Genomic DNA, 20,004 nt, shown 5'->3' with positions numbered 1-20,004 from the left:
GGACAGTCCTTGTAATCGTTGGGGAGTGGTTACTTGCTCGCGAACAGCCAGATCAAGATGATCACTAGAACTACGGCGACGATGCAGACGATGGCGCCGGTGAATTTGATGCGTGAGTCGCGGGTACGCTCGCGCACCGCGTCCTCGGTGGCCTCGAGCTGGGCGACTTCTCGCTCGGTCTCGGTGTGTTCGGCATTGTCTCGGGCCAAGGACCCTGCAAGCGACTCGGTGATCTCTGGGTGGTCGTGCACCTCGGTCGCCTGTTCGATGATCGACTGTGCATGTGCGGCATCTGCTTGGGCGTTGGCGATGGTCTGCTCCTGGTCGCGGCGCGCCTTGTCCTCGGCAGCGATCTTCTCGCGCAGTTCGCGCTGACGAGTCGCGGCGGCGGTCTTCGCCGTCTGCAGCTCGTCGCGCGCGGCATCGGCTTCGGTCGTCACGGCTTGGTGCGCGCGTTTTGCGTCGGCGATAGGGGCTTGAGCCTGCTCGACGGCCTGCTCGGCTGCGGCAAGCGAGTGCTCAAGGTCGGCGGTGATGCGCGGGACATCTTCTTCGGCTTTACGCAGGGCATCTGCCGTGTCGGAAATCTGCATCGAGAGCTCGCTGGTGCGCACCGTATAGTTGGCGGGATTTGCCGAGGGATTGCGTTGCAGCTCGGCATACTCATGACGCAGCGTCTCGAGCTGGGCGCGCGTGGCGTCGACGGTTTGTTGTGCGGCGGCAATGCCGGCGTCTCGCTCTGCCTTCACCTTGTCGCGGATGCGCTTGGAATCCTCAAGACGTCGAACGAGGCGGTTGCCGGTCTCGCGTGAGCTCGCCTCGCGGGCCTCCACGGCGTCGAGCGCGGCCTTCAGGCGGAGCTCAGTCGCGTCATCCTCTGTCTTCATTTGTTCGAGCTGACCCTTGAGCTCTGTCGCTTTGGAGGCGTGGACATCACGGTCAATCTCGGCGACCGCTGCAGTCTTTTGGGCCGTGGCAATCGCCTGGCGCTGGTCGGCGACGATCTGGTCGTAGCGGCCTGCGATATCCTGGCGCGTCTCGAGTTCCTCGGCCTGATCGGCAATGCGCTGCTCAAGTTCGGCCAGGTGGGCGCGGGCATCGGCAAGTGCCTTTTTCGCGGCGTTCATCTCGCGCATGGCCGAGGCGCCCTGGGCGATAAAGGTGCCCACGGCGTTCGCAGTGTTCGAGACAGCGGTCCCCAGATCGCGGCTCGCGGCGGGGGAGTGCGGGGCAGTCGGGCGAGCGGTGTCGGCAGCGTCCGCATCGGCAGTCTGCGGCACGGCGATATTGCCGGTACCGCCTTCGATCACAGAAAAGCCTGCTGCGTGCGGGTCGACCGCATCGGTGCCAATCGTGGGATGCTCGAGCTGCAGAAACGAGGGCATGGTGCTGCCCTGGTCGGCAACCGGAGTCTCGCCGGGTACGAAGGTCGAGGCTGCCTCGGCGGCCTCCTCTTCCTCGGCGTCAACGTCAGCGTCGGCCACGGCGTCTTTCATCGCTTTGACGGCATCCATCATGGAGTCCATGACGGCGTCGAGCTCTTCTTCCGAAGAAACCTCGATAGGGCCCGCAGCTTGCGGAGCAGCATCCTGTACGGGGCGGTCGTCCTGAGCGGGCGCATCGTCGTTTTGCTCGTCTGCATCTTCGGCGCCAGGGGTTTCCGCCGTAGCGCTTTCGTCCAAGAATGGGCCGTCGAGGTCAATATCATCGCAGGTCACAGCGTCGGCATCTGCAGTGACGTCTGCGGAATCATCAATATGCTGTTGAGTCTGGGGGTCCAGCTCGTCTGTCATAGGCATGTGCTCCTCATCGTTGTTTGTCACCCTATGATAAAGTCTCGCGCCGACATCCCGCGCGCTGCAGCAAAGTTTCAAAACGTGTTCGATGGCTCGCGTCGATAGCAAAAACTCGGCCACTTTATCCAGTTTGTACTTGACATTCCCTTCGCCGAAAGACGTTGCGCCGTTCGCCTGCCAGGGGCTTTATTTTTCACTTGAACCCGCTAAAGTTGCATTTCAGCTTTTGGCGCGTGAAGTTGGATGCGCGCAGTCGACGGGCAGGCCCGTCGCGATTTGAAAGGACTTTATATGGGACTTTTCACTGGTAAGACCGTGATCGTCACCGGCGGCGGCAAGGCCACGCTCAAGGACGGCTCCGCTGGCTCCATCGGCTACGGTATCGATATCGCTTTTGCCAAGGAGGGCGCAAACCTCGTCATTACCGGCCGCAACGTTGCCAAGCTCGAGGCTGCCAAGGAATCCCTCGAGGCCGAGTACGGCGTCAAGGTTCTGCCTGTTCAGGCCGATGTCTCGGCTGGTCAGGACAACGAGGCCGTCGTCCAGAACGTCATCGACAAGGCTATTGAGGAGTTCGGCCGCATCGACGCCGTCGTCAACAATGCTCAGGCCAGCGCCTCGGGCGTGACCATTGCCGATCACACCATGGATCAGTTTAACCTGGCCATTTACTCTGGCCTGTATGCCACCTACCTGTACATGCAGAAGGCCTACCCGCACCTGAAGGAGACCAAGGGCTCCGTGGTCAACTTTGCTTCGGGCGCCGGCCTGTTTGGCAACTATGGCCAGTGCAGCTACGCCGCTGCCAAGGAGGGCATCCGCGGACTGACCCGCGTCGCTGCCAACGAGTGGGGCAAGGACGGCATCAACGTCAATATCGTTTGCCCGCTTGCTTGGACCGCTGCGCTCGAGAACTTCCAGGATGCCTATCCCGAGGCGTTCAAGGCCAACGTCCACATGCCGCCGGCTGGCCACTACGGCGACGTCGAGAAGGAAATCGGCCGCGTTGTCGTTCAGCTCTGCGGTCCCGACTTTAAGTATATGAACGGCGAGACCGTCACCCTCGAGGGTGGCATGGGCCAGCGCCCTTAGGGGTTCCGCCGTTCTACCGAACGGCGGACCGGCCGACGCTGCGCGGGCCGCATTTGGACAATCTGCCGTTCAATTTCAAGGGCGCGACCAGAAGGTCAGCGCCCTTTCATTTCACGGCACCTTGTCTCAAATGCGACCCGCTCGCTGACGTTGCCAAAATATCGGCGTTGCCGTGGCTGGTAAATAGCTCCACTCATCGGGGACGTACTTAAATGAGTGCCCGCAGAATGAAAGTGGATAATCTCCCGTTTTTGGGCTGTGCTTTGGGCAAAAGTGGGAGATTGTCCACGCTCATCCGGTAAGCGTCCAAAAATCCACGCTCATTTGCCGTGTCCCTGCCGTATCCTCCTCGCACCAGTTTCTGTCGAGTCGGTGCTTCTTGCGGGTTGCCCGTATAATGGTTTGCGTATGAACCGCAACCAAGGAGTTCCAGTTTATGGACCAGAACCTTTTTAAATTCGACCTGATCGCCGAGGACCCGACGACGCACGCGCGTGCCGGCGTACTGCACACCCCGCACGGCGACATCGAGACGCCGATTTTTATGCCCGTGGGCACCAAGGCAAACGTCAAGGGCATTCCTACCGAGACTGTCAAGAAGCTCGGCGCCCAGATCGTGCTCGCCAATACCTATCATCTGTCCATGCGTCCCGGCGAGGACACCATCGCCGAGCTGGGCGGCCTGCACAAGTTCATGAACTGGCACGGCCCCATCCTCACCGACTCGGGCGGTTTCCAGGTCTTCAGCCACAACGATGCCGTCAAGCTCACCGATGAGGGCGTGCGCTTTATCGTCAACGATTACGACGGCCGCCACGTGTTTTGGACGCCCGAGGACAACATGGAAATCGCCATGAAACTCGGCTCCGATATCTGCATGCAGCTCGACCAGTGCCCGGGCTATCCCGCCACGCGCGCCTACGTTGAGCGCGCCGTTGAGCTGTCGAGCATGTGGGCCGAGCGCTGCTATAAGGCGCATACCCGCGATGACCAGGCGCTCTTTGGCATCGTTCAGGGCGGCATGCACCTGGATCTGCGCCTGCGTTCGCTGCGCCATCTGGAGGAGTGCGGCGACTTCCCGGGCTATGGTATCGGTGGCTATTCGGTGGGCGAGGATCACGAGACCATGTTCGAGACCCTGGCGCCGCTCGTGAGCGAGTACATGCCCAAGCATAAGCCGCGCTACCTGATGGGTGTCGGCAACCCGACCACGCTCGTGCGCGGCGTTGGCGTGGGCATCGACATGTTTGACTGCGTGCTGCCGACGCGCACCGGCCGTATGGGCACGGCATTCTCCAGCGAGGGTCGCCTCAACTTCCGCAACGCTCGCTTTGCGCACGACGACGGTCCCATCGATCCCACCTGCACCTGCCCGGTGTGCACGGGCGGTTACAGCCGTGCGCTCATCCGTCACATGGTCACGCAGAAGGAGATGCTCGGCGGCATTCTGCTTTCGATGCACAACATCTACTACCTGCTCAACCTTATGCAGCGGGCCCGCCAGGCCATTATCGAGGGCCGCTACGGCGCGTTCGTGAGCGACTGGATGAACAGCCCTGCGGCGGTGGATTACTAAGAGCAGCACGGGCGCTTGCAGAGCGCGGGCAACGGCAAGGGGCGAGCGCCGGCCGGTCATCACGTTTGCTAACACCGCTTGCGCGACCGATGACCGATAGCTTGCAAGCACTTGATGCATCGTGGGTACCATACCGAATAGTTGATGTTCGGGCGGGTGTTTGACGCATGGCGTCGACCCCGCCCGCTTTTCTTTTTCTCGATAGGAGTACCCATGATTAAGAATGAGAACGTCGAGGGCGAGCCTGCCTACGACGAGACGTACCGCCGCGGCCCCGTGGTCATGCGCGGCCCCATGATTCCCAAGGACAACACCTACGCCAACCTGCTGGCGCCCGAGGACTCGACCGACTGGTTGCACACCGACCCCTGGCGCGTGCTGCGCATTCAGGCAGAGTTCGTTGATGGTTTTGGCGCACTTGCCGAGCTTGGTCCTGCGGTGACCATCTTCGGCAGTGCCCGCACGCCCAAGACCGATCCGCTCTACAAGGCGGCACGCGCCGTTGGCCGCAAGATCGCCCAGCGCGGCGTGGCGGTTATCACCGGCGGTGGTCCCGGCGTCATGGAGGCGGCCAACAGGGGAGCGGCGAGCGCCAACGGCAAGTCGGTCGGCTTGGGTATCGAGCTTCCGCACGAGCAGGGGCTCAATAAATACGTGAACCTCGGCATGGACTTCCGCTACTTCTTTGTGCGCAAAACCATGTTCGTTAAGTACAGCTCGGGCGCCATCGTATTTCCCGGCGGCTTTGGCACGCTCGACGAGATGTTCGAGGTTCTCACGCTGGTGCAGACGCACAAGGTCAAGCGCATGCCGCTCGTGCTGGTGGGCACCGAGTACTGGCAGGGCCTATTCGACTGGCTCAACGGCCCGGTGATGAGCACCGGTATGATTAGCCCGCTCGATCCGGATCTGGTACACATTACCGACGACCTCAACGAGGCCGTTGACATTGCGCTCAGCGGGCTGATGTAGATCAATCGTGCCCACGCGACATGAATACGCATGGCAATCTGATGTTATCTAACATCAGATTGCCATTTATATTGGGTATACTGGTGTAAAAGACGAGGGCGAGGAGGTCGCAAATGTCTACAGCAACAGTTAAGCCTACGACGGTTCGAATCGAAGAGGGGCTCAAGGAGCAGGCGACTGAGTTCTTGGATTCGGTCGGCCTCAGCCTCAATTCCTATCTCAATCTTGCCGTTCGGCAGCTGGTAAATCAGCGAAAGATTCCTTTTGAGATTGTAGGAAGGGCGGAGGTGCCCAACGAGGTGACGAGGCGCGCCATGGTGATCGCCGAGGCTCATGAGCTGGGGATTTTGCCGGACGATAGCCTGTCATTCAATAACGCTGATGAGCTTATGTCATTCCTCGATGAGGAATAGCGATGTTCGAGATTAAAGTCGAGGCTCAATTTAAGGTGGACTACAAACGAACGATGCGCATGCATCCGCAGCTAAAAAGTGAGTTTAAAGCGGCGGTTGCAGAGCTTGTGGCTCATGGGTCACTTCCGGCGGAGTATGGCGCCCACGAGCTCTCAAACCCGGGCGGAAACTACAACGGCCACATCGATTTCCACCTATCCGATGGCTTGGTCGATGTGGTCGTTCTTTATTTGCCGCATAAGACTAATCCTGTGATCCGGCTGGTCAGAATGGGCTCGCATGAGGAGCTGTTCCAGGGTCCGCAGGGCTGATTGCTCGCTTATGATTCGCGGGGGAATAGGGATTGATTCGCGGCCGATTGGCCAAAAACGGCCCCTATTCCACCGTAACTGTTGGAGACATCCCGTTCGTGGCTGCGACCTCCGGTTCTCCTCTTCGCTGGATTTCGCTTAAAAACTCGGCTGCAACTTCGCTGCTTTTGAAACGGATGCTGCAGTCCTCTTTCTTAGGAAAGGCCAGTAATGGAATAGTTCCGTACCAGACGGTTTCCTCGTCAATTACTGACGCGCATAGGCGCCCTTCGGCTTTGATGGAATAGTCGACGTTCATCTCGGTAAAAATCGCTTTCACGTCATTGTGCGGAGTCGAGGCAATTGAAATCTCAAGGGCAATCCCACGGGCGGCGGCGCCTGTGAGTACGGCAGCGAGCTTTGCGAGGCATGCAGCGGATGCGTAGGGCGCGGCAATAAAAATGCTTTTCATTGCGCGCGCGATGTCATCCGCTAATGCCTCCATGGCCCTTGCCGGCCTAACGAGGATGTTTTGATCGGCCCGTTTGTTGTCATTTGCTGCAAAGACTTCATACCCCAGCTTGGCGTAGGTCTTGAGTCTCTTCTGGTACATGCGCGCGAGCATGGGTATCGACAAATCAACATAGTCGAATATCTCAACCCGCTGCTTGCCCTCGTGACTTCTATGTAGTCTGCCTGCCTGCTGCGTTATGCTGCCGTCCCAAGATATCGGTGTGGCAATGAGCAGAGTGTCAAGGTAAGACAGGTCGAAACCCTCGCCCAGAAGGCCTTCGGTTGCGATGATAATTCGATGCTCATGCTCGAAGCCGGGAAGGCTGTTCAGTATTGCCTTTCTTTCTTTGGCGTCGATTTCTCCGGTTAAGAGTATAGGTTCGTGTCCGCGGCTTTGAAGCAGTCTACATAGCTCTTCGGCATGTTTTTTCCTTTTGGATAGTACAAGCGGATGTCGACCGTTTGACGCGGTCTCGAGGGCATCGTCGACAATTGCTTTGTTTCTCGCTGTGTGCGCACACAGGAGATCGAGAACTTGATTAAAGGATGCTCCCGGTTCGTAGGCGGGTAGTCGAACTCCGGTAAAACGCGGTCTAACAACGCGCTGAATCCCCTGTTGGATCGCCTGCGTTTTTGGATCGATGACATGGCGAAGCGGGCCGCATAGCATTGAGAGCGCCTGCGTGAGTCCGTCCGAACGCTTGGGCGTCGCGGAAAGGCCGTATACATATTTGGCTGGAGCGGACTTGAGGACGAGCTCGAGCTGTGGCGCGGCCGCATGGTGACATTCGTCACAGATGATGAGACCGTAATCGCGAACGAGCTCCTTGGCTATTGGTTCTCCAGTCTGGGGGTCCTTGCTGGACAGAGACTGGAATGAAGCAATGTCGATGAGACGGCTTATGGCGGTTTTGCCTCCTCCGATTTGGCCAATGAGCGGAGGCTGCCTTTTACTGATTCGTCCTTTTGAGGTCCGGACTGGCTCTCGGTTGTCCGTGATGTCGAGAAAGCGTTCGAGCTGGGATTTCCATTGGGCAATGAGCGCGGTCTTGGGAACGATGACGAGCGTTGGAAGACCGATGGCAGCAATAAGATAGGCTCCAATGACGGTTTTCCCGAAACCCGTCGGCGCAGACATGATTCCGTCTTCATAGCCGAGCATCTGTTCAGCGGCAATTTGCTGTTCAGGGCGAAGCGTCCCTTTAAATGCCATCCCAATTGGATTGCCCGATACGCGCTTGTCTGAATAGTGGGCAGCAACGCCGGCTTCTTGAAGCAGCCGCTCAAGTTGAGCCTTGCAGCCTCTGGGGATCGCGACGCAGCCATCTCTAAGTTCGCTGAGGTCTATGTACCGCGGTTTGCCGAATACTGATTGATGCATTGATTGCGCACGGAAGAATTCCGGGTTGGCAAATGTTGCAAGCCTGCGGACTTCCATTTGGGCTGCGGGACTCAGGGACTTTTCGGTAATGTAGAGCATATCAGCTTGCGTGACGGGTAGCGATGGCGGGAAGTCCCGCTGCGTGAGCGGAAGCCGCTTTCGCGGCCTCTGGGAATGCGGTGCGGCGGTGTTTGCCGCCACTGCAGCTGATAATCCATGCGGTCTATTGTCGATGCTCTTGAGCAGACTTTTCACCATCGTACGCGGGATCAACTGGATTTGCGAAAGATAAAGCCATTGATCGGGAAAGGGCTCAAATTGCTCGTCAACAAATACGCTGTTTCCTTCTCGCTGCGCTTTTCCTTGAAAGGGCAGCGCTATGAGATTTCCGAAGCCACCCTCAGGAATGGTGGACTGCGCGGGCATCATTCGGTCAAAAGCTTCGAAGGTGATTGTCTTGTTGAGCATCGCCGCCTCGGCGATAAGGCTGCTTCCAAAATCTCTTGCGGTCTTTGCGCCGGTGAGCTCTAGGAAGAAAAACCAGACATGTGCGCCGTTGCCTGATCTCGATCGCTCAACTGCAGTATCGATTCCATGGCTTTTTGCGACAAGCCGAATGGCGTTTGCCGCTTCTTTCCAATCGGCTCCGTCAAAATCAATGACCAGAACTTTTGTGTTGCTGTCACTGTCGAGAACATACTGACCTATGACGTCTCGGAGCCTGTCGTCGCTGCCTTTGAAATGGTCAATGATCGCGGCATTGCTCAACTCGGGGAAGACGCGGCTACCGCATTCCGCGCATTTGACCCTCTGATGGCTTGCCTTGGGACAAATGCCCGGTTTCCACTCATTTGCGCAGGCGGGTGTATAGCCGATACCCCCGTCTTTTCTGCGGTACCCATGGGCGTAAACATCTTTGCGGCCAGTAAAGAGATTGCGAAAGAGCTCGAGTTTTTCGCGCGCTGAACTCGTGCTGGTGACGAGGCCCTTAACCTGCGCTCGCTTGCCGAAAGATTTTCCGGCTTTCTCCCATTCTTCGAGCGTTGCGTAGCGGATGTCTGGGCCGTTGCTGCAGATGACGATTTGGCTGTGCGGCTCCGATACGTGAGAGACTGCTTCCTTGAATTGGAATAACGCGTCCCCGATGAGGGCGTATTGATGCGTGACGGTGCTCATGTAAATGCCGTTCTTCTCATGGTCCATTGAGATGAGGGTACGTTATTTTGGTTTTTTGGGCGCTCGATTCCGATTTAGGTTCGGTGATAGTGGAATGCGACTCCGTGAGTGGTGTTCAACTGGTGTCAAAATGTGCGGCGGCTGTTGCTGAATGGGTTTGAGCGGCTATGAGGCGGGCTGGAGACCCCGGGAGTCGCCCTCGAATAGACCCTGTGGGCAAAAAATGGCAAATATGAGTACTGTTGTTGGGGTAGTATCATATCATCTTGAACGTATTTAAGACCAATCGGCCGAAATTTGATATAACCAACCCTCTCGACATGGCGATTCGGGACTTTATGACGCTCGGAATTGGTGGAAGACGGCATATTCAGCCAGATTTCGCTGTTACTAAACTGGTAACAGTACTCATATTTGCCATTTTTTGCCCAGAGGGTATCGCAAGGGGGTTGGACAAAGCATCGATCGCCGCCAATTTCTCGATTGGCTGGTTGGGCGGCAATGAAGTTGCGGCGTAATGGGAAGCGGTTCGCGGCTTTTCGGCTCAAGCGGTCACCGTCCCGCCGCAACTCTTAAAGCAACGCCGGTGCGCTTTGAGTTGGGGCGCGCCGGCGTGACGGCTTTGCTGGGGCTGGTTGCACCATGGCTGTTCGACAGCCCCGACAGGCCCGATCTTGTCGGACAGGTCTGTTAGCGTTTAACGTTTGCCCAGATAAAACCTGCCAAAATAAATCTGTCCCTAATTGGCAGGTTGGTAGCGGGGGCAATAGCTGATGGCGATGGCGTCGACGCCTACGTGGGTGGCGATGGTGCAGCCGATGGGGCCGGTGCCGGCGTCTACGTAGTCCTGGCCTGCGAGTGCTTCATTGACAAGCTCCTGCTCCTCGGCGGCGCCGGTCGTGAGCACGCGCACGCTCGAACCCGGGTGTTCAGCCAAAAACGCGAGGCAGTCGGCCATGGTGTTGGCGACGATGCGCTTGGCGCCGCGGCCCTTCTTGACGGCCTTGATCTCGCCCGACTGCCACTCCGGCGAAACGGCCAGGCGAATGTTGAGCATCTGCGTGAGCTGGCCGGCGAGCTTGGGCGCGCGGCCGTTCTTAACGAGGTTCTCGAGCGTGCGGGGAATCAGTAGCAGGTGGGCGTCGGGCAGCGTCGCGCGAATCTGTGCCTCGGTCTCGTCCAGGCTGCGGCCGTCCTCGCGCATGGCCAGCGCGTACTCCACCAGCAGGCCCTCGGCGCCCGAGCCGGTGCGCGAATCGATGCAGCGCACGTCGAGCTCGTGGGTCTCGGCCACCAGGCTGGCGTTGGCATAGCAGGCGGACCACTCGCTGCACAGCGAGATAAAGATCGCGCTATTGTGGCCGTCGGCGAGCACGCGGTCAAAGAGTGCCTTGAACTCGCCGGCGCTCGGCTGCGAGGTGTGCGGCAGCTGCTCGGAGCCGGCCATGCGGGCGACGTATTCCTCGGCGGTAATCTGCACCTGGTCGAGCAGGTCCTCGCCCTCGATAATCACATGCAGCGGAATCACGTAAATGCCGAGCTCTTGGGCACGGGCGGGGGAGATGTCCGACGTGGAGTCGGTTATGATGGCAAAAGACATAATTGCACCTTTCGTTGGGGCGCGGCAGCGCCGCCTTCTGAAAGCAAAGTGCGACAAGTATAGTGGAGTTGCTCTACATTGCTAGGTTCAATTGTTGAATAGTCAACAGTTTGAAGCGGTGGTGTGGAAATCATCAACTGGGGAAGAAGGGTGCCGATGGCGGCATTGCAACTTTGCGAGCGGCCGGTTGTGCTGTTCGATTTTGACGGCACGGTGGCCGATACGGGTCGGGCAGTGATGACCTCGACGCGCAAGACGCTGGCTGCGCGCGGGTTTTCGGAGACGCAGATGGGTGATCTGCGCCGCATGATCGGGCCGCCCCTGTGGAAGAGCTTTCACGACTTTTACGGCTTTTCCCGCGAGGAGTCGCTTGTGGTGGCCGATGAGTACCGCGCCTTTTTTGATGAACTGGGACCGGAGGAGTATCCCGTGTTCAATGGGGTCCCCGAGCTGCTGGATGGGTTGGTCGCCCAAGGCAAACGTATGGCCGTGGCGACGTCGCGCATGGAGGCCAAGTGCATCGACATGGTGCATGAGCTCGGGCTCTCTCAGTTTGAGGCGGTGATTGGCATGAATCCGCCGCAGGGACGCGAGACCAAGGCCGATTCGGTCCGCGACGCCCTGGCGGCGCTTGGCGCGACTGCCGACGAGGCCGTGATGATCGGCGACCGCTTTAACGACGTGGAGGGCGCGCACGCGATGGGCGTGCCGTGCATCGGCATCTATTCGGGCGCGGCGGCGCCGGGCGAGCACGAGGCAGCGGGTGCCGATGCGGTGGTGCACTCGGTGGCAGAGCTTGCTAAACTTTTCGCTATCTAATGACGTAATGTGAGGGACGGGCGTGCCCGTCGCTCATTGCTAAGGAGGTCGTCCATGAATCAGGTGGAGCAGAGCGTCGCCGAGTATGTCGACGAGGTCTGGGATGATGTCGTCGCCGATATCGAGCAGCTGGTGAGTTATCCGTCCGTGGCAGTTTCTGCCGATGCGGAGCCCGGCGCGCCGTTTGGCCGCCCGGTCCGTGATGCGCTCGATTGCGCGCTCGGCATTGCGCAGAAGCTCGGCTATCAGACGAGCGACGACGAGGGCTATGTGGGAATCGCCGATATCCCGGGCCGCGGCGACAAGCAGCTCGCGACTATCTGCCACGTGGACGTGGTTCCCGCCGGCCCTGGCTGGAACACCGACCCGTTCGCCATGGAGCGCCGCGAGGGCTGGCTGCTCGGTCGCGGCGTGATTGACGACAAGGGCCCGGCAGTGCTGTCGCTCTACGCCGGCGCTTATCTTATCAAGCACGGCATTACCCCGCGCTATACCTTCCGCGCGCTGCTGGGCTGCGATGAGGAAGTGGGCATGTCCGACGTTCACCATTATCTGGAGAACCACGCGAACCCCGACTTTCTGTTTACGCCCGATGCCGAGTTCCCGGTCTGTAATGCCGAAAAGGGCCAGTTTGGGGCGACATTTGTGAGCTCCAAGATCGACGGCGGGCGCATTGTGTCCTGGAGCGGTGCCGAGGCGAGCAACGCCATTCCGTCGCAGTCTATCTGCGAGCTTGCGATTGCCGCCGATGAGCTGCCGGCGCCGGTCGAGAACGGCGACCGCCTGGAGATCACGGCGCTCGATAACGGGCATGCGCAGATTTTCGCCCACGGCATTGGCGGTCATGCCTCGATGCCAGAGGGAACGATCAACGCCGTCGGGCTGATCGTGGCGTATCTGCGCGAGGCCGAGGATGCGTTTGGCGCCCGTGACGAGCGCCTGTTGACACCTGCGGAGCACGAGTTTGTCAAGTTTTTGGCTTTTGTGCATGCGGACGCCTATGGCCGCGGCTTGGGCATCGATGCGACGAGCCCCGCGTTTGGCCCGCTCACCTGCAATCCCGGCGTCATCCGTGTGGTGGATGGCCATATTGAGCAGGTCATCGACGTGCGCTTCCCCGACAGCACGAGTGCCGATACCATCCGCGAGCAGCTCGATCCGCTCGTGGGCCGTTTTGGCGTGACGTGCCGCGTGGGTCGTACAAAGGTGCCGTTCTCGGTCTCTGCCGACGACCCGGCCGTGAAGGCGCTCATCGATACCTACAACGAGTTTACGGGCAAGCATGCAGAGCCCTTTGCCATGGGCGGCGGCACGTACGCGCGCAATTTTGCCCGCGCCGTCTCGTTTGGTCCCGAGGAGACTGGCCTGGAACTGCCCGCATGGGGCGGCCAGATGCACGGCCCCAACGAGTGCGCCAACGAGGAACAGCTCAAGCAGGCGCTCAAGATTTATATCGTGGCGATCTTACGTTTGAACGAGCTTGAGCTTTAAGGCTGCGGCGTTTTAACAACTTAGCACCCCTTTCGTCCGGGCTTTTTAAGTTGCGGTGGAATAGTTCCTAGAATGGGCCATTTGATGGCCAAGCAGGAACTATTTCACCGCAACTTTGTTTTTATTGGTGTAAAAGGCGCGCCATGCTTGGCGCTGGATTGTTATCCGTTTGTAAAGGCTGGGCAGAGCTTGCGGTAAGGGTCTATCAAATGTCCGTAAGAAACCGCAGATAAGGCGGTTGTCGCCCGATCGAGACCGTATCTTTCCAAACAGCAAAGCGGGCAGGGTGCCCGCGAGTCGCATGTATGAAAGGAAGATCATGCTCGATCAGGCTTATTCTCGTCGTCAGTTCCTCGGCCTCGCTGGTGGTCTTGCCAGCATCGTCGGTCTCGGTCTCGTTGGTTGCGGCGGCTCCAACGCCGCCAACACCGCTGCTGAGGGCAGCGCCGCTGCTGCCGAGTCCGTCTCCGGCGAGGTGACCTACGACGGCGCCTCTTCGTTCCAGGCTCTCGTCGAGGCCGCTGCCGAGAAGTTCATGGACGCCAACCCCGACGTCTCCGTCTCCGGTTCGGGCAACGGTTCGGGCAAGGGCCTGACCGCTGTCGCCGCCGGCACCGTCACCATCGGCAACTCCGATGTCTTCGCCGAGACCAAGCTCGAGGCCGACCAGGTCAAGAACCTCGTCGACCATGAGGTCGCCGTCGTGGGCATGGGCCCCGTCGTCTCCAAGAACGTCAAGGTCGACGACCTGTCCCTCGAGCAGCTCAAGGGCATCTTCTCCGGCCAGATCACCAACTGGAAGGAGGTCGGCGGCGACGACGCCACCATCGTCGTCCTCAACCGCAAGGCCGGCTCCGGTACCCGCGCCACTTTCGAGGCCGCCGTCTTTGGTGACGAGGCCGTCGACTTTAAGGGCGACGCCGAGCTCGACAAGTCCGGCGACGTCCAGACTCAGATGGGCAGCACCGACAACGCCATCTCCTACCTCGACTTCTCGCACTTCGACGACTCCAAGTTCAACGCCATTAAGGTCGAGGGCGTCGAGCCCAAGAGCGCAAATGTCACCGACGACTCCTTTAAGATCTGGGCTACCGAGCACATGTACTGCGCGAAGGACGCCGACGAGGCCACCAAGGCCTTCCTGGAGTTCATGCTCTCCGACGACGTCCAGGGTAAGCTCGTCGAGGAGCAGGGCTTTATCCCCGTCTCTGCCATGAAGGTCGTCAAGGACGCCAGCGGCAAGGTCTCTGCTAAATAAGCAATCGCCCCCGGAAAGGTTTGCAATGGCAAAACAGCTGCCAAAGCGCGACCTTGAGAACGTGGGCCTGGGCGTCACGGGCGCGTGCGTAGCGCTCGTGACGCTTGTCGTTGCCGCGCTCATCTTTATGGTCGCCCAAAAGGGCCTCTCGGCTTTTCTCAAGGACGGCGTCTCGGTCGTCGAGTTCTTCACCGGCACCAAGTGGGACCTGGCCAACACAGCCGAAAACGGCCTGCCCTACACCGGCGCCCTGCCCCTGATCGTCACCTCGTTTGCGGTCATGGTGTTCTCCACGCTCATCGCGCTGCCCATCGCCATCGGCTCTGCCATCTTTGCGGTCGAGATCCAGCCTAAGTTTGGCTCCAAGGTCTTTCAGCCGCTTATTGAGCTTTTGACCGGCATTCCCTCGGTCGTCTTTGGCCTGATTGGCTTTCACGTGGTCGTCGGTCTTATGAAGAGCGTTTTCCACGTAAGCACGGGTCTGGGCATCTTGCCCGGCGCCATCGTACTGGCGGTCATGATTCTGCCGACGATGACTACGCTTTCGGTCGACGGCCTGCGCGCCGTGCCCGATAGCTACCGTCAGGGCTCGCTCGCGCTGGGCTATACCCGCTGGCAGACCATCTGGCACGTGGTGCTCAAGTCCGCCATGCCGTCGCTCATGACCGCGGTCATCCTTGGTATGACCCGCGCCTTTGGCGAGACGCTCGCCGTGCGCATGGTTATCGGCGGCATCGAGGCCATGCCGACGTCGCTGCTGTCGCCTGCCTCGACCATTACCACCACGCTCACCACGTCCATGGCGGTCTATGCCGAGGGCTCGGCCCAGGACGACGTTCTGTGGGCGCTCGGTCTGCTGCTGATGGGCATGAGCCTCATCTTTATCCTGATCATCCACCTTATCGGCTGCAAGGGGGCGAAGGCTCGTGGCTAGCACGCGCATCCACATCGACGAGGCGAGACTCGGGCGTGTCCAAAGGCAAGACCGTATCGCCACGGGCGTGCTGACGGCGATTGTCGCCATCGTCATGCTTATCGTCGTCTCCATGGTGGCCTACATCCTGTTCGAGGGTATCTCGACGCTGTTCCAGCCGGGCTTTCTCACGCAGCCCGCACGCGCCAACGGAACGCAGGGCGGCGTGCTCTACCAGCTGTTCGACTCGTTCTATCTGCTGCTGATTACCCTGATCATCTCGGTGCCCATCAGCCTGGGCGGCGCGGTCTTCCTAGTTGAATACGCGCCCGACGGTCCCATTCGCGACATCGCCTCGACCGCCATCGAGACGTTGTCTTCACTGCCCTCCATCGTCGTCGGCATGTTCGGCTTTCTGGTGTTCTCGGTGCAGCTGGGCTGGAAGTACTCCATCATCTCCGGCGCCGTCGCGCTCACCATGTTCAACATCCCCATCCTGGTGCGCGTGATTCAGCAGGCGCTCGAGGACGTGCCGCAGGCCCAGCGCGATGCGTGCCTGGCCATGGGCCTCACTCGCTGGGAGGCCACACTGCACATCCTGATTCCCGAGGCCATGCCCGCCATCGTGACCGGCATCGTGCTTTCGGCCGGCCGCGTGTTTGGCGAGGCCGCGGCGCTGCTCTTTACCTCGGGCATGAGCTCGCCGGTCCGCCTCAACTTCTTGAGCTTTTACCTGTCGAGCCCCACCTGCGCCTGGAACGTGTTCCGTCCCGGCGAGTCGCTGGCCGTGCACATCTACAAGATCTATGGCGAGGGCAGCCCCGAGGCCCAGCAGATCGTCTGGGGCACCGCGGCACTGCTGATGATTTGCGTGCTGCTGTTTAACGTTGTCGCCCGTATCGTGGGCAAGCAACTGGCAAGGAAGATGACGGCCGAATGAGCGATATGAATGCAACGCCCGCAACCGAGGCGGCCACGTCCGACACCCCCCAGGACTTTCTGTCGAGCGTGGGGGAGAGCGAGAGGCGCGTGCGCGTGAGCGGCAAGGCCGTGAGCGACGAGGTCGTGCTCTCCGCCAAGGACGTCAACGTGTACTATGGCGACCACCATGCGCTGCACAATACGTCGCTCGACTTCCACAAGGGTGAGATCACGGCGCTCATCGGGCCTTCGGGCTGCGGCAAGTCGACCTTCTTGCGTAGCCTCAACCTGATGAATCGCGAGATTCGCCGCTGTCGCGTGGAGGGCGAGATCAACTACCGCGGGCGCAACGTGAACACCAAGACCGAGAACACGTACGAGCTGCGTCGCTCCATCGGCATGGTGTTCCAGCAGCCAAATCCCTTCCGCAAGTCCATTCGCGACAACATCACCTTTGCGCCCAAGCGCCACGGCATCACCGACCGTGACGAGCTCGACCGCATGGTCGAGGAAAGTCTGCGCGGTGCCGCGCTGTGGGACGAGGTCAAAGACAAGCTCGACAAGAGCGCCTACGCGCTTTCGGGCGGTCAGCAGCAGCGTCTGTGCATTGCGCGCACGCTGGCGCTCAACCCCGACGTAATCCTGTTTGACGAGCCCTGCTCGGCGCTCGACCCCATCTCGACGCTGGCGATCGAGGACCTCATGTCGTCGATCGTGGCCGACCGCGCCATCGTCATCGTGACGCACAACATGGAGCAGGCGTCGCGCGTGTCCAACCGCACGGCGTTTTTCTACATGGGCGATATGGTCGAGTACGACGAGACCGACGAGATTTTCCAACGGCCCAAGGATAAGCGGCTGAATGATTACCTCACCGGCATGTTCTCCTAGTCCGGGACATGCTTGAGGCCCGCGGCGGCCACGGTTGCCGCGGGACTGATTGGAGAGGCGGGTCATCTCTTGCGGGAGATGGCCCGCCTTTTTGTGTCGTGTGCTGGTGCGCTTGCCCAAAACCACCACGAAGGCGCCCGTCCCCTTTGTGGTGGTTTTCGCTATCATGGAGAACGTTGAATTTCTACGAAGGAGCAGGGCATATGGCGATTCTTTTGGGATGCGATTCCGTCAGCCTAGAGTTTCCCACCAAGCATATTTTCCATAGCGTGACGCTCGGCGTGGGCGAGGGCGACCGCATTGGTATTGTCGGTAAAAACGGCGACGGCAAGTCGACGCTGCTGAGCGTGCTCGCCGGCACGCTGGAGCCCGATGACGGACGCGTGACGCACCGTCGCGGCATCACGATCGGTCTACTCGGCCAAAAGGACCAGCTTGTCGATACCGATACCGTGCATCATGCCGTTGTGGGTGACGCCCCCGAGTACGAGTGGGCGTCGAGCCCCCGTACGCGCCAGATCCTCGCCGGCCTCATTAGCGATGTGCCCTGGGAGGGCATGGTAGGCGAGCTCTCGGGCGGTCAGCGCCGCCGCGTGGACCTCGCGCGCCTGCTGATCGGCGACTATGACGTGCTCGTGCTCGATGAGCCCACCAACCATCTGGACATGCGCACCATCAACTGGCTTGCGCGTCACTTAAAGGCCCGCTGGCAGCGCGGTCAGGGCGCGATGCTCGTGGTCACGCACGATCGCTGGTTCTTGGACGAGGTCTGCACCAGCATGTGGGAGGTTCACGACGGCCAGGTCGATCCCTTCGAGGGCGGCTATTCGGCATATATCCTGCAGCGCGTGGAACGCGACCGCATGGCCGCGGTTACCGAGGAGCGCCGTCGCAACATGGCACGTAAGGAGCTCGCGTGGCTGAGCCGCGGTGCCCAGGCGCGCTCCACCAAGCCCAAGTTTCGCGTGGATGCCGCTCGCGAGCTGATCGCCGACGTGCCGCCCGTGCGTGACGAGCTGGAGCTCAAGCGCCTGGCCGTGAGCCGCCTGGGCAAGCAGGTTATCGATGTGGTCGACGTGGACGCCGGCTATGCGGATACCGATGGCGCGCCCAAGCAGGTGCTCAACGACGTGACCTGGCTCATTGGTGCGGGCGACCGCTATGGTCTTTTGGGCGAGAACGGCGCCGGCAAGTCGACTTTGCTCGACGTGATCCAGGGCAAGATCGCGCCCCTGCGCGGCCGCGTGAAGATCGGCCAGACGGTGCGCTTTGGCGTGCTGTCGCAGCAGCTCGAGGAGCTCGAACCCTACATGGGCGACACGATCCGCGAGGTGCTCAGCCACTATAAGAAGTACTACGTCATTGACGGCAAGGAGACTTCACCCGAGAAGCTCTGCGAGCGTCTGGGCTTTACGACGCAGCAGCTCTGGAGCCGCATCGGCGATCTTTCGGGCGGCCAGCGCCGTCGCCTGTCGCTGCTGCTGACGATCCTGGACGAGCCCAACGTGCTCATCCTGGACGAGCCCGGCAACGACCTGGATACCGACATGCTGGCGATTGTCGAGGACTTGCTGGACGGCTGGCCCGGCACGCTGATTCTGGTGACGCACGACCGCTTTTTGATGGAGCGCGTGACCGACCAGCAGTGGGCGCTGCTCGACGGCCACCTGACGCATATGCCCGGCGGCGTCGACCAGTACCTGCGCCTGTGCAACGCCACCGCCGAGGGCGAGCCCGTGGGTGCACCGAGCGCCAAGACCGGTACGTTCGACACCGGTGCCGCGGCGGCTGCGGCCGAAAAGCCCAAGTCGAGCGGTCAGCCCAACGGCCTTCCCAATGCCGAGCGCCAAAAGCTCCGTCGTGAGGTGAGCTCGCTCGAGCGCAAGATGGAAACGCAGCGCGCTCGCGTGGAGGAGGCCGAGGCCGCCATGGCCCAGGTCGATCCCACCAACTACACGGCGCTGGGCGAGCAGCAGGCAAAGATCGACGAGGCCCACGCCGCCATGGACGAGCTGGAGATGGCGTGGCTCGAGGCGAGTGAAAAGCTCGAGGGCGAGGAGTAGGCGAGGATGATCAAGGCCGCGTTTTTTGATATCGACGGCACGCTGCTGAGCTTTGAGACGCACCGGATTCCGGCGTCGGCGCAGCAGGTGCTCGACAGCTTTCACGAGCAGGGGATTGCGTGCGTCATTGCCACGGGTCGCCCGACCTACCAGATGCCCGATTGGCTGTTCGATCTTGGTTGGGATGCGTACATTACGCTTTCGGGCCAGCACTGTTTTGATGCCGAGGGCGTTTACCGTAGCTGCCCGATCGATCCGGACGACGTTGCGGTGATTGTGGACCAGGTGGCCGAGGGGCGCTACGACTCGCTGTGCATGCAGGGCGAGAACTCGTTTGTGAACCGCCTGTCCGAACGCGTGGTGACGGCCGGCAACAACGCGGGGATCGTCTACCACGAGGAGCCGTTTGAGCACGCCTTTGAAGCGCCGGTCTACCAGTTTTGCGCCTTTGTGGATCCTGCCGACGAGCATATCGTGACCGATGCGGTGTCGCATTCGCTCACTACGCGCTGGTGCGACCTGTTCTGCGACATTATTCCCGCTAACGGCGGCAAGGACCTGGGCGTGGCAGCGACGCTGGAGCGCCTGGGTGTCGACGCGAGCGAGACGATCGCCTTTGGCGACGGCGAGAACGACCTGTCGATGTTCTCGGCCGTGGGCACAAGTGTGGCCATGGGCAACGCGCAGGATACCGTGAAGGCCGCAGCGACCTACGTGACGACCGCCGTAGACGACGACGGCATTTACAACGCCGCCAAGCACTTTGGCTACTGTAGCTGCGGCCGGCACTTAGGGACGTTCCTTTTAATATGAGCAGGACATTGTCAAGAGGCAAAATC

17 protein-coding genes are annotated in these 20,004 nt (G+C 60.4%); 14 read left to right on the top strand and 3 right to left on the bottom strand.

Features of this window, described 5'->3' with window-relative positions; translation table 11 throughout:
• Window positions 1-29: 29 nt before the first annotated feature.
• Window positions 30-1,793, bottom strand: a complete 1,764-nt coding sequence (locus DXD24_RS07815; RefSeq protein ID WP_055250877.1) for a hypothetical protein — start codon at window positions 1,791-1,793, stop codon at window positions 30-32.
• A gap of 294 nt (window positions 1,794-2,087) precedes the next feature.
• Here DXD24_RS07815 and DXD24_RS07810 point away from each other — a divergent pair, with 294 nt between their 5' ends.
• The 5 genes from DXD24_RS07810 to DXD24_RS07790 all read left to right on the top strand — a co-directional run bounded on the left by DXD24_RS07810 (window position 2,088) and on the right by DXD24_RS07790 (window position 6,160).
• Window positions 2,088-2,888 (top strand): SDR family NAD(P)-dependent oxidoreductase, encoded by an 801-nt coding sequence (locus DXD24_RS07810; protein WP_006235414.1) that lies wholly within the window; start codon window positions 2,088-2,090, stop codon window positions 2,886-2,888.
• A gap of 436 nt (window positions 2,889-3,324) precedes the next feature.
• Window positions 3,325-4,464: a tRNA guanosine(34) transglycosylase Tgt gene (gene tgt / locus DXD24_RS07805; RefSeq protein ID WP_055250876.1), complete on the top strand. Its 1,140-nt coding sequence runs from the start codon at window positions 3,325-3,327 to the stop codon at window positions 4,462-4,464.
• A gap of 213 nt (window positions 4,465-4,677) precedes the next feature.
• Window positions 4,678-5,436 carry a TIGR00730 family Rossman fold protein gene (locus tag DXD24_RS07800; RefSeq protein WP_117564470.1) on the top strand — a complete coding sequence of 253 codons (759 nt, stop codon included), beginning with the start codon at window positions 4,678-4,680 and terminating at the stop codon, window positions 5,434-5,436.
• Window positions 5,437-5,549: 113 nt separating this feature from the next.
• Window positions 5,550-5,849 (top strand): type II toxin-antitoxin system RelB/DinJ family antitoxin, encoded by a 300-nt coding sequence (locus DXD24_RS07795; protein ID WP_055250873.1) that lies wholly within the window; start codon window positions 5,550-5,552, stop codon window positions 5,847-5,849.
• 2 nt (window positions 5,850-5,851) lie between these two features.
• Entirely contained in the window at window positions 5,852-6,160 is a 309-nt protein-coding gene (locus DXD24_RS07790; RefSeq protein WP_117564469.1) for a type II toxin-antitoxin system YafQ family toxin, read from the top strand.
• 64 nt (window positions 6,161-6,224) lie between these two features.
• On the opposite strand, the gene DXD24_RS07785 is transcribed toward DXD24_RS07790, so the two are convergent.
• On the bottom strand, window positions 6,225-9,209 hold the full coding sequence (locus DXD24_RS07785) for a DEAD/DEAH box helicase family protein (RefSeq protein ID WP_158550173.1): 2,985 nt from the start codon (window positions 9,207-9,209) through the stop codon (window positions 6,225-6,227).
• A 266-nt stretch (window positions 9,210-9,475) separates the two neighbouring features.
• Between DXD24_RS07785 and DXD24_RS10030 the strand changes: the two genes are divergently transcribed.
• On the top strand, window positions 9,476-9,727 hold the full coding sequence (locus DXD24_RS10030; protein WP_147324151.1) for a hypothetical protein: 252 nt from the start codon (window positions 9,476-9,478) through the stop codon (window positions 9,725-9,727).
• Between the two features lie 221 nt (window positions 9,728-9,948).
• On the opposite strand, the gene DXD24_RS07780 is transcribed toward DXD24_RS10030, so the two are convergent.
• The gene (locus DXD24_RS07780) at window positions 9,949-10,809 is read right to left on the bottom strand and encodes a DegV family protein (RefSeq protein ID WP_117646499.1); all 861 of its coding nucleotides are present in this window, start codon (window positions 10,807-10,809) and stop codon (window positions 9,949-9,951) included.
• 156 nt (window positions 10,810-10,965) lie between these two features.
• Between DXD24_RS07780 and DXD24_RS07775 the strand changes: the two genes are divergently transcribed.
• The 8 genes from DXD24_RS07775 (at window position 10,966) to DXD24_RS07740 (ending at window position 19,978) form a co-directional block, all read left to right on the top strand.
• The gene (locus DXD24_RS07775; RefSeq protein WP_117564466.1) at window positions 10,966-11,628 is read left to right on the top strand and encodes an HAD hydrolase-like protein; all 663 of its coding nucleotides are present in this window, start codon (window positions 10,966-10,968) and stop codon (window positions 11,626-11,628) included.
• Between the two features lie 54 nt (window positions 11,629-11,682).
• The gene (locus tag DXD24_RS07770) at window positions 11,683-13,119 is read left to right on the top strand and encodes a M20 family metallopeptidase (protein WP_117564465.1); all 1,437 of its coding nucleotides are present in this window, start codon (window positions 11,683-11,685) and stop codon (window positions 13,117-13,119) included.
• 319 nt (window positions 13,120-13,438) lie between these two features.
• Window positions 13,439-14,377, top strand: a complete 939-nt coding sequence (locus tag DXD24_RS07765) for a phosphate ABC transporter substrate-binding protein (RefSeq protein ID WP_117564464.1) — start codon at window positions 13,439-13,441, stop codon at window positions 14,375-14,377.
• A 25-nt stretch (window positions 14,378-14,402) separates the two neighbouring features.
• A complete protein-coding gene (gene pstC, locus DXD24_RS07760; RefSeq protein WP_117564463.1) occupies window positions 14,403-15,311 on the top strand; it encodes a phosphate ABC transporter permease subunit PstC in 909 nt (302 codons plus the stop codon).
• Window positions 15,304-16,230 carry a phosphate ABC transporter permease PstA gene (gene pstA, locus DXD24_RS07755; RefSeq protein ID WP_117646498.1) on the top strand — a complete coding sequence of 309 codons (927 nt, stop codon included), beginning with the start codon at window positions 15,304-15,306 and terminating at the stop codon, window positions 16,228-16,230. The genes pstC and pstA overlap by 8 nt, the downstream gene beginning before the upstream one ends.
• Complete coding sequence (gene pstB, locus DXD24_RS07750) at window positions 16,227-17,102, top strand: phosphate ABC transporter ATP-binding protein PstB (RefSeq protein ID WP_117564461.1); 876 nt, start codon at window positions 16,227-16,229, stop codon at window positions 17,100-17,102. The genes pstA and pstB overlap by 4 nt, the downstream gene beginning before the upstream one ends.
• A gap of 203 nt (window positions 17,103-17,305) precedes the next feature.
• Window positions 17,306-19,165, top strand: a complete 1,860-nt coding sequence (locus DXD24_RS07745) for an ABC-F family ATP-binding cassette domain-containing protein (protein WP_117646497.1) — start codon at window positions 17,306-17,308, stop codon at window positions 19,163-19,165.
• A 6-nt stretch (window positions 19,166-19,171) separates the two neighbouring features.
• Complete coding sequence (locus tag DXD24_RS07740; RefSeq protein ID WP_117646496.1) at window positions 19,172-19,978, top strand: Cof-type HAD-IIB family hydrolase; 807 nt, start codon at window positions 19,172-19,174, stop codon at window positions 19,976-19,978.
• Window positions 19,979-20,004: the final 26 nt, after the last annotated feature.

It is taken from the genome of Collinsella sp. TF12-2AT (assembly GCF_003436735.1).
In the GTDB taxonomy this organism is placed as follows: domain Bacteria; phylum Actinomycetota; class Coriobacteriia; order Coriobacteriales; family Coriobacteriaceae; genus Collinsella.
The sequence above is the reverse complement of the archived record's forward strand: the minus strand, read 5'-3'. Positions and strand labels throughout refer to the sequence as shown.